The sequence below is a fragment of the Mesorhizobium sp. WSM1343 genome (assembly GCF_055901535.1).
The window spans coordinates 1,243,435-1,258,758 of sequence record NZ_CM148370.1; the positions used below are offsets into that span (position 1 = coordinate 1,243,435).

General features: G+C 62.8%; 12 protein-coding genes. 9 read left to right on the forward strand and 3 right to left on the reverse strand.

Annotation, left to right across the window (positions count from 1 at the left end):
• Nucleotides 1-58: 58 nt before the first annotated feature.
• The gene (locus AC0NIL_RS05955; RefSeq protein WP_027163466.1) at nucleotides 59-721 is read right to left on the reverse strand and encodes a YggS family pyridoxal phosphate-dependent enzyme; all 663 of its coding nucleotides are present in this window, start codon (nucleotides 719-721) and stop codon (nucleotides 59-61) included.
• Nucleotides 722-876: 155 nt separating this feature from the next.
• Between AC0NIL_RS05955 and leuS the strand changes: the two genes are divergently transcribed.
• The 3 genes from leuS to AC0NIL_RS05970 all read left to right on the forward strand — a co-directional run bounded on the left by leuS (nucleotide 877) and on the right by AC0NIL_RS05970 (nucleotide 7,049).
• Nucleotides 877-3,501 (forward strand): leucine--tRNA ligase, encoded by a 2,625-nt coding sequence (gene leuS / locus AC0NIL_RS05960; RefSeq protein WP_224674627.1) that lies wholly within the window; start codon nucleotides 877-879, stop codon nucleotides 3,499-3,501.
• On the forward strand, nucleotides 3,488-4,066 hold the full coding sequence (lptE, locus tag AC0NIL_RS05965; protein WP_013529029.1) for an LPS assembly lipoprotein LptE: 579 nt from the start codon (nucleotides 3,488-3,490) through the stop codon (nucleotides 4,064-4,066). Before leuS ends, lptE begins: the two co-directional genes overlap by 14 nt.
• Before the next feature lie 301 nt (nucleotides 4,067-4,367).
• The gene (locus tag AC0NIL_RS05970) at nucleotides 4,368-7,049 is read left to right on the forward strand and encodes a DNA translocase FtsK (protein ID WP_473572920.1); all 2,682 of its coding nucleotides are present in this window, start codon (nucleotides 4,368-4,370) and stop codon (nucleotides 7,047-7,049) included.
• 103 nt (nucleotides 7,050-7,152) lie between these two features.
• Here AC0NIL_RS05970 and AC0NIL_RS05975 read toward each other — a convergent pair whose 3' ends face one another.
• Nucleotides 7,153-7,536 (reverse strand): hypothetical protein, encoded by a 384-nt coding sequence (locus tag AC0NIL_RS05975; protein ID WP_473572922.1) that lies wholly within the window; start codon nucleotides 7,534-7,536, stop codon nucleotides 7,153-7,155.
• Nucleotides 7,537-7,881: 345 nt separating this feature from the next.
• Nucleotides 7,882-8,538 (reverse strand): fructose-6-phosphate aldolase, encoded by a 657-nt coding sequence (gene fsa / locus AC0NIL_RS05980; RefSeq protein ID WP_473572923.1) that lies wholly within the window; start codon nucleotides 8,536-8,538, stop codon nucleotides 7,882-7,884.
• Nucleotides 8,539-8,628: 90 nt separating this feature from the next.
• Here fsa and AC0NIL_RS05985 point away from each other — a divergent pair, with 90 nt between their 5' ends.
• From AC0NIL_RS05985 to AC0NIL_RS06010, 6 genes are all read left to right on the forward strand, one after another.
• Complete coding sequence (locus tag AC0NIL_RS05985) at nucleotides 8,629-10,812, forward strand: primosomal protein N' (protein WP_275953504.1); 2,184 nt, start codon at nucleotides 8,629-8,631, stop codon at nucleotides 10,810-10,812.
• A gap of 54 nt (nucleotides 10,813-10,866) precedes the next feature.
• Complete coding sequence (locus AC0NIL_RS05990; protein ID WP_275953505.1) at nucleotides 10,867-11,562, forward strand: aspartate/glutamate racemase family protein; 696 nt, start codon at nucleotides 10,867-10,869, stop codon at nucleotides 11,560-11,562.
• Between the two features lie 95 nt (nucleotides 11,563-11,657).
• Nucleotides 11,658-12,053 (forward strand): AGROH133_08824 family phage infection protein, encoded by a 396-nt coding sequence (locus tag AC0NIL_RS05995; RefSeq protein WP_013529034.1) that lies wholly within the window; start codon nucleotides 11,658-11,660, stop codon nucleotides 12,051-12,053.
• Between the two features lie 246 nt (nucleotides 12,054-12,299).
• Complete coding sequence (locus tag AC0NIL_RS06000) at nucleotides 12,300-12,860, forward strand: F0F1 ATP synthase subunit delta (RefSeq protein ID WP_013529035.1); 561 nt, start codon at nucleotides 12,300-12,302, stop codon at nucleotides 12,858-12,860.
• Complete coding sequence (gene atpA / locus AC0NIL_RS06005; RefSeq protein ID WP_013529036.1) at nucleotides 12,860-14,389, forward strand: F0F1 ATP synthase subunit alpha; 1,530 nt, start codon at nucleotides 12,860-12,862, stop codon at nucleotides 14,387-14,389. Before AC0NIL_RS06000 ends, atpA begins: the two co-directional genes overlap by 1 nt.
• A gap of 32 nt (nucleotides 14,390-14,421) precedes the next feature.
• Nucleotides 14,422-15,306: a F0F1 ATP synthase subunit gamma gene (locus AC0NIL_RS06010; protein WP_013529037.1), complete on the forward strand. Its 885-nt coding sequence runs from the start codon at nucleotides 14,422-14,424 to the stop codon at nucleotides 15,304-15,306.
• The last annotated feature ends 18 nt before the right edge of the window (nucleotides 15,307-15,324 follow it).

The window sequence follows — 15,324 nt, forward strand, 5'->3', positions numbered from 1 at the left end:
TTTCGTTTCCAGTCCTGGAGCAACGAGCCTGTCGGATTGGCCCAAACGCCGTTGCGTCTCAGCGAGTGCCGAAGATCGCCGAACCGACGCGGACGCTGGTGGCGCCGAAGGCGATTGCTGTTTCGTAGTCGCCGGACATGCCCATCGAGAGTTTGGCGACGTCGGCTTCCTTGCTAAGCTTCTCCAACAGCGCAAAATGCGGACCGGGATTCTCGTCGGCCGGCGGGATGCACATCAGGCCTTCGATGGCGAGGCCGTGCACGTCGCGGCAGCGGGCGACGAAGGCCACGGCGTCGCGGGGCTCGATGCCGGCCTTCTGCGGCTCGGAGCCGGTGTTGACCTGGACATAGAGTTTTGGCGCGCGGCCCTGTTTGGCGATCTCCTTGGCGAGTTCGGCGGCGATCTTCTCGCGATCGACCGTCTCGATGACGTCGAACAGTGCTACCGCTTCCCTAGCCTTGTTGGATTGCAGCGGGCCGATCAGATGCAGTTCGATGTCGGGAAATGCGTCCTTCAGATCAGGCCATTTGGCTTGCGCCTCCTGCACCCGGTTCTCGCCGAAGACGCGCTGGCCGGCTTCGATGACCGGGCCGATGTCGGCGGCATCAAAGGTCTTTGAGACCGCGACCAGGATCACGGCGCCGGCTTCGCGGCCGGCCTCGCGTTCGGCGGCGGCGATCTTCGCCTTGACCGCGAAAAATTGCTGAACGGCGTCACCCATATGCAAATCCTGCTGTTTTGACCGGCGTTTTTGTCAGACGCGGTACCCATATGGTTGACGGGTTTGCCAAACCATGGTGAACACCCGGACCACATTCCCTGAACTGCCGAGCCATCGCCCGCAGTTCGCGCATGCTTTTAAGTGAAAAACGTCCCATGGCAACCGAACGATACAATCCGCGCGCGTCAGAGCCCAAATGGCAGAAGGCCTGGGACGCCAAGAAGCTGTTCGAAGCGCACAATGACGATCCGCGCCCGAAATACTACGTGCTGGAGATGTTCCCCTATCCGTCGGGGCGCATCCATATCGGTCATACCCGCAATTACACGATGGGCGACGTGGTGGCGCGCTACAAGCGGGCCAAGGGCTTCAACGTGCTGCACCCGATGGGCTGGGACGCCTTCGGCATGCCGGCCGAAAACGCGGCGATGCAGAATAAGGTCCACCCCAAGGAGTGGACCTACCAGAACATCGCCACCATGCGCGAGCAGCTCAAGGTCATGGGGCTGTCGCTGGACTGGGCGCGCGAATTCGCCACCTGCGACGTCGATTACTACCACCGCCAGCAGATGCTGTTCCTCGACTTTGTCGAGAAGGGGCTGGTGACGCGCAAATCCTCCAAGGTCAACTGGGATCCGGAGGACATGACGGTGCTTGCCAACGAGCAGGTCATCGACGGGCGCGGCTGGCGCTCGGGCGCGCTGGTCGAACAGCGCGAACTGACGCAGTGGTTCTTCAAGATCACCGACTTCGCCCAGGATCTGCTGGATTCGCTCGAAGGCCTCGACGAATGGCCGGAAAAAGTGAAGCTGATGCAGCAGAACTGGATCGGCCGCTCGGAAGGCCTGCTGATCCGTTGGCCTCTGGCCGACGCCTCCGATGGCGAGCATGAGCTGGAAGTCTATACGACAAGGCCCGACACCATCTTCGGCGCTTCCTTCATGGCTGTCGCCGCCGATCATCCGTTGGCCAAGAAGGCCGCTGCGCACAATCCGGCACTGGCGAAGTTCATCGAGGATATCGGCCATATGGGCACCTCGGTGGCGGCGCTGGAGACAGCTGAGAAGAAGGGTTTTGACACCGGCCTCCGCGTCGTCCATCCGTTTGACGACAACTGGACGCTGCCTGTCTATGTCGCCAATTTCGTTTTGATGGAATACGGCACCGGCGCCATTTTCGGCTGCCCGTCCGGCGACCAGCGCGACCTCGACTTCGCCAACAAATATGGCCTGCCGGTGATTCCGGTGGTGATGCCGGAAGGCGAGAATCCGGCGACGTTCCAGATCATCGATGAAGCCTATGTCGATGACGGCGTGATGATCAATTCGCGCTTTCTCAACGGCTTGAAGCCGGATCAGGCTTTCGACGAAGTCGCCAAACTGCTGGAGCAGAAGACGATCGGCAACCGGCCGATGGCCGAGCGCAAGGTGAATTTCCGTCTGCGCGATTGGGGCATTTCGCGCCAGCGCTACTGGGGCTGCCCTATCCCGATGATCCATTGCGAGGCTTGCGGCGTGGTGCCGGTGCCGAAGGCGGACCTGCCGGTGAAGCTGCCCGACGATGTCGATTTCGACCGCCCGGGCAATCCGCTCGACCGTCATCCGACATGGCGGCATGTGAAATGTCCGCAATGCGGCAGGGATGCGCGGCGCGAAACCGACACGATGGACACGTTCGTCGATTCGTCGTGGTATTTTGCCCGCTTCACCGCGCCGTGGGCACATGAACCGACCGATCCCAAGGCGGCCAACGAATGGCTGCCGGTCGACCAGTATATTGGCGGGATCGAGCACGCGATCCTGCATCTGCTCTATTCGCGCTTCTTCACCCGCGCCATGCGCGAGGCCGGCCATGTCGATCTGGCCGAGCCGTTCAAGGGCCTGTTCACGCAAGGCATGGTGGTGCACGAAACCTATCGCGTTGGCTCGGCATCGAACGGCCGCTGGCTGGCGCCCACCGAAGTTCGGCTGGAGGACGTCGACGGCAAGCGCAGCGCCATCGAGATCGCCACCGGCGAGACCGTCTCCATCGGCCCGCTGGAAAAGATGTCGAAGTCGAAGAAGAACACGGTGAGCCCGGAAGACATCACCGATGGCTACGGCGCCGATACGGCGCGCTGGTTCATGCTGTCGGATTCGCCTCCCGAGCGCGATGTCGAGTGGACCGACGATGGCGCCGCCGGCGCGCATCGCTTCATCCAGCGCATCTGGCGCCTGGTGTCGACGGCGGCGGAAACACTGGCCGGCATCAAGCCCGTGGCGGCCAGCAGCGGCGAGGCCGCGGTGGTTTCCAAGGCCGCGCACAAGATCCTCAAGGCGGTCGGAGAGGATATCGAGAAGCTCGCTTTCAACCGCGCCATCGCCCGCATCTACGAACTGGCCAACGCGCTGACCACGCCGCTTAACGAGGTGGCCGAAGGCAAGGCCGATGCAGCGCTGAAAGGCGCCTGCCGGCAGGCGGTGGAGATTCTCGTGCATCTGATCGCGCCGGTCATGCCGCATCTGGCCGAGGAGTGCTGGGCAACGCTCGGCGGCACCGATCTCGTTGCCGAACGGCCGTGGCCGGTCTTCGATCCGGCGCTGGTCGTCGACAACGAAGTCACCTATCCGGTACAGGTCAACGGCAAGAAGCGGGGGGATTTGACAATTGCCCGCGACGCGGACCAAGGTGCGGTCGAAAAAGCGGTATTGGCTCTCGACTTCGTGCAGAAAGCACTCGAAGGGAAGGCTCCGCGCAAGGTGATCATCGTGCCGCAGAGGATCGTCAATGTCGTTGCCTGATCGGGAAAAGACAGAGTTGAGCCATTTGCTGCGCCGCATGGCGCTTGCCGGCCTGATAGGTTCGCTCGCGCTTGTCTCGGCCTGCACGGTGCGGCCGCTCTATTCGAGCGCGCCACTGTCGGGTTCGCAGGCCAGTGCCAGTGCCGAACTGGCGTTGATCGGCATCAAGCCGGTCAATACGCGTTACGGCCAACAGGTGCGCAACAATCTCATTTTCGGGTTTGGACGAGGCGCCGGCGAGCCGGCCTCGCCGGCCTATTCGCTCAATCTCGGCGTGACCGAAGCGGTCGAGTCCGCGGCACTTGTGCAGGTCGGAACCGACGAAGACGAGCCGACCGCCGGTTCCGTGACGCTGACCGGCAGCTATACGCTGGCCGATGCGAAGACCGGCGTGGTGATCGCATCCGGCAAGCGTTCGATCACCTCGTCCTTCGACAGGCCGCGTCAGGAATTCGCCGCATACCGGGCGCAGATCGACGCCGAGAATCGCGCGGCGCGAGAGTTGGCGGAAGCGCTGCAGCTGTCCATTGCCCAGGACCTTGTCCGGCACGGCAAGACCGGCTAGCGCACCTCATCTGCTTCACGAAAACGGTCTGGCGCCCCAGGCATGACGGGATGATCGTGGGATCATGACCAGATTCCCGAACAGAGCCAGATTCTGAACAGAGATTGGCCGAAGAGACCCATCGGCCTGCCATGGCACAGCGAGTAGATCGCGCCACCGCGGTGGGTGCGGCGAGGCGACGATCGTGCCGCGTCGCTCGCGAAGATTTTGGCGCTCAGGATCGTAGGCGACCCATCCGGGAAGCAACTGTTAACCACTCGCTCCCTATTGCTCGGCAGACATTTCAGAGTGAGTCTTGAGAATGGAAGCCAAGCGTTTTTCCCGGGTCAATTTGTCGACGGCCGCACCGCCTGATGATCCCGAGGGGAAGCGCTTCGAGAGCATTGGCGACAGGGGTGATCAGCGAAGTTCTTCCGCCGCAGGCGCCCTTGATCGTATGGCTCGCAAGGAGCCGGACGGTCGGCAGCCCGCCACACGCCAGGCCGGCTATTCCGCGCCTATGGTCGATCTCGGCGGCAACAAGCGGCCCTATATGGAGCCGCGGAGTGGCTCCGACGACACGCCTTCGAAAATCGGCGATATCGAGAGCCCTGCCTGGCAGGAATATTTCTTCCTTGCACCCAACGTGCGTTTTACACGCACGCCGGATTATGAGGCCAGGAAGCATCATCCGCAGCACGAGCGTGTCGTCGAACACGGCGCGACGCGCCCGGCACAGCAAGCCGTTGCGCAACCCATGGTCGGCAGGGCGTCCTCCGCGCCCTCGCTCCTGGCATTGCCGGCGTCGGTGAAAAGCCCTGCCTCCCAGCCGCAGACCGGGCGCGCCACGCAAGAGCCATTACCGCCGGCTGCTGCCTTTGTCCCGTCGGTGCGCGCCAGGGAGAGGGCGCCAGCCGTTGCGCCGGTGCCGCCGAGGACGGTCGCAACGGGACGGGCATCCGTGCGTGCGTCCGTTGCTCCGGGCGCCCCGACCAAAACCGAAAGGCAGCGCTGGCCCTATCTTTCGGATCATGCCTTCTTTGAGGCTATGGCACCCTATCTGGTCGACGTTTCGCCGCCGGCCCGGCAAATCGGTTCAACGTCGCCTGCGCCGCTCGCCGCAGCGCCAGTCACCACTATGCCGATCGATATCCGTCCGACGACAGGGACCGATGCCACCGCATTGTTTCGCGTCATCGACTGCCTGCCGGGCCAGGCCTTGAAGCCGTTGCCGGATGTTTGGCCGGCCAATTCGAACCAGGCCGTCGCCCAACCTGACGTGCCGGCGAGCAATGCGCCGTCGCCGGTCCAGCCTGTCGCAATTCCAGCCGCCAAAAGCGTCGCCGTTTCCAAGCCGTCCGCGCCAAGTGTGAACCTCCCTGCCAAGGCCGTTGGCGCCCGCTCTGCACGCTTGCCTGGGGCTGGAAAGGTCGTGCTGTCAACCGCGGGCGATCCCTATGAGCTTCCCTCGGAAGAGCTGTTGCAGCAGCCACCGGAGGGACAAGGCTTCTACATGTCGCAGGAGCGGCTCGAGCAGAACGCGGATCTCCTGGAAAGCGTGCTCGAAGACTTCGGCGTGCGTGGCGAGATCATTCATGTTCGTCCCGGCCCGGTCGTCACGCTCTATGAGTTCGAACCGGCGCCGGGCGTCAAATCTTCTCGCGTCATCGGGCTTGCCGACGATATCGCCCGCTCCATGTCGGCGATTTCGGCGCGCGTCGCCGTCGTGCCCGGCCGCAACGTCATCGGCATCGAGCTCCCGAACGAGATGCGCGAAACCGTCTATTTCCGGGAGCTGATCGAATCGGAGGGCTTCCGCAAGACGAGCTGCAAGCTGGCGCTGTGTCTCGGCAAGACGATCGGCGGCGAGCCTGTCATTGCCGAGCTGGCGAAGATGCCGCATCTGCTCGTGGCCGGAACCACCGGCTCCGGCAAGTCGGTTGCCATCAACACCATGATCCTGTCGTTGCTCTATCGGCTGAAGCCGGAAGAATGCCGGCTGATCATGGTCGATCCCAAAATGCTCGAACTCTCTGTCTATGACGGCATCCCGCATCTTCTGACGCCCGTCGTCACCGATCCAAAAAAAGCCGTCACGGCGCTCAAATGGGCGGTGCGCGAAATGGAGGACCGGTATCGCAAGATGGCGCGGCTCGGTGTGCGCAACATCGACGGCTACAACGAGCGCGCCGCCCAAGCCCGCGACAAGGGCGAAACCGTCGTCATGACGGTGCAGACCGGCTTCGAAAAGGGCACCGGCGAACCGCTTTTCGAACGGCAGGAAGTAGACCTGGCGCCGATGCCCTACATCGTCGTCATCGTCGACGAGATGGCCGACCTGATGATGGTCGCCGGCAAGGAGATCGAAGGCGCCATCCAGCGTTTGGCGCAGATGGCGCGTGCTGCCGGCATCCACCTGATCATGGCAACGCAGCGTCCCTCGGTCGACGTCATCACGGGCACGATCAAGGCCAATTTCCCGACCCGGATTTCCTTCCAGGTGACGTCGAAGATCGACAGCCGCACCATCCTGGGCGAGCAGGGCGCCGAGCAGCTGCTCGGCCAGGGCGACATGCTGCACATGATGGGTGGCGGGCGCATTTCGCGCGTGCATGGGCCGTTTGTCTCCGACGCGGAGGTCGAGCATGTGGTGGCGCATCTCAAGGCGCAGGGCCGGCCTGAATATCTGGAAACCGTGACCGCCGACGAGGATGAGGAAGAAATCGACGAGGACCAGGGCGCGGTCTTCGACAAGGGATCGGTTGCAGCCGAAGACAGCGATGCGATCTACGACGAGGCGGTCAAGGTGGTGGTGCGCGACAAGAAGTGTTCGACCTCCTACATCCAGCGCCGCCTCGGCATCGGCTACAACCGCGCCGCATCCCTGGTCGAGCGTATGGAAAAGGAAGGATTGGTCGGCGCACCCAACCATGTTGGCAAACGCGAAATCATCATGGGCCGGCGCCAGCCGGCGACCGTGCCTGAGGATGACGGCGCGGACTGAGCGACCCCGGCCGTTATGGGATCATGCTTCAGGGGATGCTTCAGCTGCGGGTCAAGCTCGTGAATTCCATCACCTATCCCAGCCTAAACCTTAAGCATCTACACTAGCGGTTAGTGACGGCCTTTCCAATGCTGACGACCACATAGGATAACCAGCCAATGACATGCCCGAAGAAATAGATGCACAGTCCCAAATATGTAAGCAACGCAATCACAAATAGCTTCTCAACTAACGCAACATTCGTCACGAAGCCTTGAGGCAACAGGGCAAGAATCCAACCGAAGTGAAGGCCCCAGCTACACCCCCATTGACCACACGTCCGGTTGGCACTCAGCACCGTTGCGCCAAGCCACACGACCGAAATCACTATGAAACTCACCCACGAATAACGTTTGTCCCGAATGAGGCCGTAGATTGAAAATGCCTTTGCGAAAGCGAGTCCTATTGATGCAAGAACAGAAAAGGCGATTGAGATTAGAAGGCTCATGTTCGACCCAGTAGCTAAAACATCGAAGCTACAGCCAGCACCTTTACAAAGGGTTCGACCAAGTCATCGTTTTTTAAGTTCGTCGAAGGGCATCTCTCTAGCGTGATATCCAGGGTATGCTTCAGCAGCGTGTCGATCTGGTGAACTCGATCAAATATCCTGTTTTGAACTTGTCGCTCTCGATTTCAGCTGGATGCAATGCTGCGATGCAGTAAAGCCAAAAGAGCTAGTGCAAGGCACGCAAAAACAAAGACATGGAAAGTCACCCCACCCGCAGCACATAAAAAAGACCGGTTGCCCGGTCTTTTTTCACTGCAAGCGCATTGGCTTCAGCCGATCGCCATCTCAGCCAATCGATTGGCCGGTCTTGGCCCAGTCGGCGAGGAAGGCGGCGAGGCCCTTGTCGGTCAGCGGATGGTTGACCAGCGCCTTCAGGGTCGCCGGCGGCGCGGTCACGACGTCGGCGCCGATCAGTGCCGCCTGCTTGACGTGGTTCACGGTGCGCACCGAGGCGACGAGGATCTCGGTCTGGAAATCGTAATTATCATAGATCTGCCGGATTTCCTGGATCAGCTCCATGCCGTCGATGCCGATGTCGTCGAGGCGGCCGACGAAGGGCGAGATGAACGAGGCGCCGGCCTTGGCCGCAAGCAGCGCCTGGTTGGCCGAAAAGCACAGCGTGACATTGACCAGGCGGTTCATCTCGGTACGGATCGTCTTGCAGGCCTTGAGGCCGTCCAGCGTCAGCGGCACCTTGATGCAGACATTGTCGGCGATCTTGGCCAGAACCTTGGCCTGCTGCATCATCTCGGAATATTCGGTGGCGGTGACTTCAGCCGAGACCGGACCCTTGACGATGTCGCAAATCTGTTTGGTGACCTCGGCGATCTTGCCGCCGGATTTGAGGATCAGCGACGGATTGGTGGTGACGCCGTCGAGCAGCCCCAGATCGTTCAGCTCACGGATATCCTTGACGTCGGCGGTGTCGACAAAAAATTTCATGGCGGGTCTCCTGAAGATTTTCATGTGCATGCCATGCACATTTGGGGTCGGCCTTTGATCTAGACCAAAGTCAGGGCAAGGTCACGCCTCATGATCGAAGATTCGCCCTTTGTCGCAGCCGCACCGGTGCTGGTGCCGATGCCCGCCGAACGCCCCTACACCTACGCCGTGCCGGCCGGCATGCGCGTGATGCCGGGCTCGATCGTGCGTGTGCCGCTCGGGCCGCGCCAGGTCGCCGGCATCGTCTGGGATGGCGCGGTCGAGAAGGTCGACGCGAAAAAGCTGCGTCCTATCGAACAGGTCTTCGACTGCCCGCCGATCGACCGCGCGATGCGCCGTTTCGTCGACTGGGTGGCGCAGTACACGCTGTCGCCGCCGGGCATGGTGGCGCGCATGCTGCTTCGGGCGCCGGAGGCTTTCGACCCCGAACCGTGGATCGAGGGGTTGCAGCGCACGCTTCTCGCACCCGACCGGATGACGGGCGCCAGGCAGCGCGTGCTGGAGACGGCCGCAGGCGGCCTTGCCTGGACGCGCTCCGGCCTCGCTCACGCCGCCGGCGTGTCCTCGACGGTGATCGACGGCCTGAGGGCGCAAGGCGTGTTCGAGACCGTGATGATCCCGCCGCGCCCGGTGGTGGCCGCGCCCGATCCCGGCTACGCTATTCCGGAACTGATGCCGGACCAGGGCGCCGCGGCGCAGATGCTGCGCGCCAATGTCGCAGCCGGCGTGTTCAACGTCGCGCTGCTCGACGGCGTCACCGGTTCGGGTAAGACCGAGGTCTATTTCGAGGCGGTGGCGGCTGCGCTCGACCAGGGCAGGCAGGTTCTGATCCTGCTGCCGGAAATCGCGCTGACGCATGCCTTTCTCGAGCGCTTCCAGCAGCGCTTCGGCGCCAAGCCGGGCGAATGGCATTCCGACCTGCCGCCGCGGATGCGCGAGCGGGTTTGGCGGCAAGTGGCGGAGGGCGGCGTGCGGGTCGTCGCCGGCGCGCGCTCGGCGCTGTTCCTGCCGTTCAAGGAGCTCGGCCTTATCGTCGTCGACGAGGAGCACGACCCTGCCTACAAGCAGGAGGACCGCGTCTTCTACAATGCGCGCGACATGGCGGTGGTGCGCGGCCATATCGGCAGCTTCCCCGTGGTGCTGGCGTCGGCGACGCCGTCGGTCGAAAGCCGGGTCAATGCCAGCCAAGGTAAATATAACAGGGCGGTGCTTTCCGCTCGCTTCGCCGAGGCAGCACTTCCGCATCTGAAGGCGGTCGACATGCGGCGTGCGCCGCCGGCGCGTGGCGGCTTTCTGTCGCCGGTGCTGCTCGACCAGATGCGCCAGACGCTGGAGAGGCAGGAGCAGTCGTTACTGTTCCTCAATCGGCGCGGCTATGCGCCCTTGACGCTGTGCCGGGTCTGCGGTCATCGCTTCGGCTGCCCGGTCTGCTCGGCCTGGCTGGTCGAGCATCGCTTTCGCGGTCAGCTGGTTTGTCATCATTGCGGACACAATGAGCGCCGCCCCGAAGCCTGCCCGGAATGCGGCACGCTCGATCATCTGGTCGCCTGCGGACCGGGCGTCGAGCGGATCGCCGAAGAGGTCGTTACGCATTTTCCCGACGCGCGCACCATCGTCTTGTCGTCAGACCTGATGGGCGGCGTGCGGCGGCTGCGGCTGGAGCTGGAGGCGATCGCCGATGGCGAAGCCGACATCGTCATCGGCACGCAGCTCGTCGCCAAGGGACACAATTTTCCCAACATGACTTTGGTCGGCGTCGTCGATGCCGATCTCGGACTTGCCAATGGCGATCCGCGCGCCGCCGAGCGCACGTTCCAGCTGCTCAGCCAGGTCACCGGCCGCGCCGGCCGCACCGGCAAGAAGAGCCTTGGCCTTTTGCAGACCTTTCAGCCCGACCACCCGGTGATGCGGGCGATCGTCTCGGGCGACGCCGAGGCATTTTACGAACGTGAGATCGCCGAGCGCGAACGGGCTGCCCTGCCGCCCTTCGGCCGGCTCGCGGGTGTCATCGTCAGTGCGGTGACACGAGCGGAAGCCGAGGGCCACGCACGTGGCCTGCGCCGCGCCGCACCCGAGGCGTCAGATCTGTTCGTGCTGGGGCCAGCCGAGGCGCCACTGTCACTGCTCGGCGGCCGCCACCGCTTCCGGCTGCTGATCCAGGGCGAACGGCGCGCCGACATGCAAGGTTTTATCAGGGCCATGCTGGCCAACGGGCCGAAGCAACGCGGCTCGGTTCGGGTGCAGGTCGACGTCGACCCGCAGAGTTTTTTGTAAGGTTGCGCTTTCAGCGATAGGTTGCCCGCAAGCCAGCGAGATGTGGAAACTCATATGAAGACCCTTGGCCTGCTCGGCGGCATGAGCTGGGAATCGACCGCCATCTACTATCGCCTGCTCAACGAGATCGTGCGCGAACGGCTGGGTGGGCTGCATTCCGCGAAACTGCTTCTGTGGTCGTTCGACTTTGCCGAAATCGCCGAGCGGCAGCATCACGGCGATTGGGACGGTGCCGGCGTGCTCCTCGTAGAAGCGGCGCGCAAGCTTGAGGCCGGCGGCGCGGAAGGTCTGCTTTTGTGCACCAACACCATGCACAAACTGGCCGATCAGGTGCAGGCGTCGGTGTCGATCCCGCTGATCCACATCGCCGATGCCACCGCAGTGGCGGTCAAGCGTGCCGGAATGCAGCGTCCGGCGCTGCTGGCGACGCGCTTCACCATGGAGCAGGATTTCTACAAGGGCCGGCTCGCTGACAGATTTGGCTTGGACCCCGTGGTGCCGGATGCGGCCGGGCGCGACATGGTCCATCGCGTCATCTACGACGAGTTGTGCCAGGGCATGGTCAAGGAGACTTCAAAGGCGGCCTATATCGCCGAGACCGAACGCCTGCGCCGCGAAGAGGCGGCCGACAGCGTCATCATGGGCTGCACCGAGATCACCATGCTCATCGGCCAGCAGGATTTCGACATCCCGGTCTTCGACACGACGCGCATCCATGCCGAGGCGGCTGTGGAATTCGCGCTCGGTTGATGCGCGCTGCCTAAAGTACCTGGACCCATCTGGCGCGGGGGCTTTCCTCCGTTAGAATGCCCGGAATTTCAAAACAGGTATTTCGAGGGGACAAGATGGATTTTGCGCTTCCATGGCCGACGAGCCAGGGCGAATGGCTGGCGTGGTCGAGCGCCGTCTTCACGGTGCTGCTCGGGCTTTTGTTCTTCCTGGCGCCGGGTCTCGCCTTTCGTGCCCTGCGCCTGCAGGTCAAGCCAGAGAAGGCTGCGGCGATCGCCGAGGGGCGCGGCAGGATGTCGGGCTTTTATCTCGGTGTCGGCCTGTGCTGTATCCTGCTGGCGCAGCCGCTGATCTACATGGCGCTTGGCTTCTCCTGGCTGTTCACTGCCTTCGGCCGGCTGCTGTCGATGATGTCTGATGGCGCCAACACGCCTTTCAATTGGGTTTCCATTGTGCTGGAATTGGTCCTGGCGGCGTTGCCGCTCGCCTTCGCCTTCGGCTTTCTGCCTTGAATCATTGGGTATTCCGCGATGGAAGACGGGCGACTTTCGCCGGATGCGACAATAGTGCCTGAAAACCATGCGGAACGACGCATTGCGGTCTTAAAATGCCTGTGCTAGACGGCAATCGACTTTCGGCCGGGGATAGCGGAAGCCGCGCCTCCGTGCTCGAAAAAATGCAGTAAGGTCAAAGATTTAGCCAGAGTTTTTGCTCGCGCCAACAATCTACGGCCTGTCAGACAAGAGAAAAGACGGTCCGTGGCTCAATCGTCATCGCCAATCTCAGGTGTCGCAGAACGCTATGCGGGTTCGCTGTTCGAACTCGCCCTGCAGGCAAATTCCGTGGCCAAGGTCGAAGCCGACCTCAACAGTTTCGAAATCATGCTCGCGGGCAGCGCTGATCTCACCCGGCTGATCAACAGCCCGGTGTTCTCCAGCGAGGACCAGGCGAAGGCCATCGCGGCGATCGCCGACAAGGCCGGGATCACCGGCCTCACCGGAAATTTCCTGCGCGTCGTCGCCCGCAACCGCCGGCTGTTCGCCATTCCCGGCATGATCAGGGCGTTCCGCCAGATATCAGCCGAACACCGTGGCGAGACCGCTGCTGAAGTGACGTCGGCTCACGCGCTGACGGCTGTCCAGCAGACCGAACTCAAGGCGGCGCTGAAGAGCGTTGCCGGCAAGGACGTGGCTATCTCCGTCACCGTCGATCCGTCGCTGCTCGGCGGGCTGGTGGTCAAGATGGGCTCGCGCCAGATCGATACGTCGCTCAAAACCAAACTCAATTCGCTCAAGCTTGCACTGAAAGAGGTCGGCTGATGGACATCCGCGCCGCGGAAATTTCCGCAATTCTGAAAGACCAGATCAAGAATTTCGGCAAGGAGGCCGAGGTCTCCGAAGTTGGACAGGTGCTGTCCGTCGGTGACGGTATCGCTCGTGTCTACGGCCTCGACAATGTCCAGGCCGGCGAGATGGTCGAATTCCCCGGCGGCATCCGCGGCATGGCGCTCAACCTCGAAGCCGACAATGTCGGCGTCGTCATCTTCGGCGCCGACCGCGACATCAAGGAAGGCGACATCGTCAAGCGCACCGGCGCCATCGTCGACGTTCCCGTCGGCCCAGGCCTGCTCGGCCGCGTCGTCGATGCGCTCGGCAATCCGATCGATGGCAAGGGTCCGATCAAGGCAGTCGAGCGCAAGCGCGTCGACGTCAAGGCGCCCGGCATCATCCCGCGCAAATCGGTGAACGAGCCGATGTCGACCGGTCTCAAGGCCATCGATGCGCTGATCCCGGTCGGCCGCGGCCAGCGCGAGCTGGTCATCGGCGATCGCCAGACCGGCAAGACCGCCATCATCCTCGACACGATGCTCAACCAGAAGTCGGTGCACGACAACGGCCCCGAGAAGGAAAAGCTCTACTGCGTCTACGTCGCCGTCGGCCAGAAGCGCTCGACCGTCGCGCAGTTCGTCAAGGTGCTGGAAGAGCGCGGCGCGCTCGAATACTCGATCATCATCGCCGCCACCGCTTCCGACCCGGCGCCGATGCAGTTCCTGGCGCCGTTCGCCGGCTGCACCATGGGTGAATATTTCCGCGACAACGGCATGCACGCGCTGATCAGCTATGACGATCTGTCGAAGCAGGCCGTCGCCTATCGCCAGATGTCGCTGCTGCTGCGCCGCCCGCCGGGCCGCGAAGCCTATCCGGGCGACGTGTTCTACCTGCACTCGCGCCTGCTCGAGCGCGCCGCCAAGCTCAACGACGATCTGGGCGGCGGGTCGCTGACCGCTCTGCCGATCATCGAGACGCAGGCCAACGACGTGTCGGCCTACATCCCGACCAACGTGATCTCGATCACCGACGGCCAGATTTTCCTCGAAACCAACCTGTTCTTCCAGGGCATCCGTCCTGCGGTGAACGTCGGTCTGTCGGTGTCGCGCGTCGGCTCGGCCGCGCAGATCAAGGCGATGAAGCAGGTTGCCGGCTCGATCAAGGGCGAGCTCGCGCAGTACCGCGAAATGGCGGCCTTCGCGCAGTTCGGCTCGGATCTCGACGCCGCCACGCAGCGCCTGCTCAACCGCGGATCGCGCCTGACCGAACTCCTGAAGCAGCCGCAGTTCTCGCCGCTGAAGACGGAAGAGCAGGTCGCGGTGATCTTCGCCGGCGTCAACGGTTATCTCGACAAGCTGCCGGTCAACCAGGTCGGCAAGTTCGAGCATGGCCTGCTCAGCCACATGCGTGCGGCCGGCAAGGACGTTCTCGACGCCATCCGCAAGGAAAAGGCACTGTCGGACGATCTGCGCGCCAAGCTGAAGGCCGAGATCGACGCTTTCGCCAAGACCTTCGCCTGAGCGAAGCGACAAGACGGGATCAGGTTTGAAGCATGCCTTCATTAAAAGACCTTCGTAACCGTATCGCCTCGGTCAAGGCGACGCAGAAGATCACCAAGGCGATGCAGATGGTCGCTGCGGCGAAGCTGCGCCGTGCGCAAGAGGCTGCGGAAGCGGCGCGCCCCTATTCGGAGCGCATGGGTTCCGTGCTGGCGAACATCACCCAGGCGATCGGCGGCGGTGGCGATGCCCCGGCGCTGATGACCGGCACCGGCAAGGATGATGTGCATCTGCTCGTCGTCTGCACCGCCGAGCGCGGCCTGTGCGGCGGCTTCAATTCGCAGATCGCCCGTCTTGCCCGCGACCACATCCGCAAGCTTTTGGCCGACGGCAAGCAGGTCAAGATCATCTGCGTCGGCAAGAAGGGTTTCGACATCCTGCGCCGCGACTACGCGTCGCTGATCATCGATCGCGTCGATCTGCGCGAGGTCAAGACACTCGGTTTCGTCAATGCCGATGCCATCGCCAAGAAGGTCATCCATCTCTTCAACGAGGGCGGCTTCGACATCTGCACGCTGTTCTATTCGCAGTTCAAGTCGGTGATCAGCCAGATCCCGACCGCGCAGCAGATCATTCCGGCGGGCGTTGCTTCGGCTCAGGCGGAAGTGACGGATGGCGGCAACGCTGTCTATGAATACGAACCGGAGCCGGGCGAAATCCTCTCCGATCTCATTCCGCGCAACATTTCCGTGCAGGTTTTCCGGGCACTGCTCGAAAACGCGGCCGGCGAGATGGGCGCCAAGATGAGCGCCATGGACAATGCGACGCGCAACGCTGGCGAGATGATCAACAAACTGTCGATCACCTATAACCGCCAGCGGCAGGCGCAGATCACCAAGGAACTGATCGAAATCATTTCGGGCGCCGAGGCGCTCTAGGCGCGGTCCGCGGGTTTT